Source organism: Bacillus sp. JJ664, assembly GCF_036962205.1.
Classification (GTDB): Bacteria; Bacillota; Bacilli; order Bacillales; family Bacillaceae_G; genus Gottfriedia.
On sequence record NZ_JBALMS010000179.1, the window covers coordinates 1 to 1,217 of the forward strand.

A 1,217-nucleotide genomic window follows, 5' to 3' on the forward strand; every position below is an offset into this window, starting at 1 on the left:
TATTAGGATAGATTTAAATGGAGGCTATACGACTCTATTAGTCTTTTCATGCTTGTTATTATTTATTATTTTCACAAGAAATAAATGAAATGAGTTACTAATACAATTAGATTTAGTTAGCCCAAGAATCCGATATTTTTAATGCTGATTATAAAGTTGAAAGCTTAAAAAATTTGGAAAAATGGTACTTTGAGTTATATGAAAAGAATGAATTCAATAAGCTGGGAATAGTTAGAAATGAATTTGAAAAAGTAATGGCGATTTATTTTGGAGAAGTAGTTGTGAAAAATAATAAAGATGCAAACTGGGAAGTAGAGAAATACCCTTTTGTACCAGGAAAATACACCATTGGAGTAAGTAATGGCTTTCTGAGTATGTCTTTAGGAAATGGATTTATGGACCATTATAGTGAACCAAGTAACAAAAGAAGAAACGCTTTATTTAGAAGGTACAATCATTATTTTTATAATTGAAACGTTATATCTTATTGAACTAACTGGCGCGTTAGTTATGTAAAAGGATCGATAGTTTCGTCGATCCTTTTTATTGTGCTTACAGGCAGTAAAATTAAATATTAAAAGGTCATAAAGATAGACTTGAAGAATATGTAAATTTATAGATGGTTATATAAATGGCTATTTAACTAATCAAAGGAAGAATGGTTATTTTTGTAAAAAAACTTTTTAAACTTTTAACTATTTTAAGTGGAACCTCGATGTTAGCTTTTACCATTTATAACTGGAATGACCTTTCAGTCCATAATATGATTATTTCTCAAATACTTTTATCTAGTATGTTTATATTTGGAGGAATAGATCATATTTTGAGTGAAAACAAAACATTGAAGATTATGGGAGTAGCATATTTTGGTGTTGCTATTTTTGCAGCTTTTGTTGCCTTTACAAAATTGTATATAGGAATGTAGAATTAAATTCATTAAAAAAATATCTACTTCCTTATGCAACTAACTGGCACGTTTGTTACATAAGAAAACTATAAAAGACGATTTCCAAATGTGGGAGTCGTTTTTTTGATTCGTCTCGATTTACTTTCTCAATATTGCACGGAATACCACAATAGTATATTGTTTTCCGTACAATGGTTCGTCAACTTAAACAATTAAACAGATTTGTGGAGGAATTTAATTGAATGAATAAACATGACCAACTAAATACAATCAAAGAGGATTTTATAAATTGTCAAAAAGTACTATTAGC

Annotated in this window: 1 protein-coding gene and 1 pseudogene; both read left to right on the top strand. The window is 28.3% G+C overall.

Features of this window, described 5'->3' with window-relative positions; genetic code table 11:
• Window positions 1-131: 131 nt before the first annotated feature.
• Window positions 132-473, top strand: a pseudogene (locus tag V7056_RS19655) (YwmA family protein); the annotation flags it as partial.
• Window positions 474-715: 242 nt separating this feature from the next.
• Window positions 716-925, top strand: coding sequence for a hypothetical protein (locus tag V7056_RS19660; protein WP_499704080.1), 210 nt, complete (start codon window positions 716-718; stop codon window positions 923-925).
• Window positions 926-1,217: the final 292 nt, after the last annotated feature.

Excerpts from the sequence above, each read along its gene's own strand:
- V7056_RS19660 (WP_499704080.1), top strand. The coding sequence starts at position 716 with ATGTTAGCTTTTACCATTTATAACTGGAATGACCTTTCAGTCCATAAT.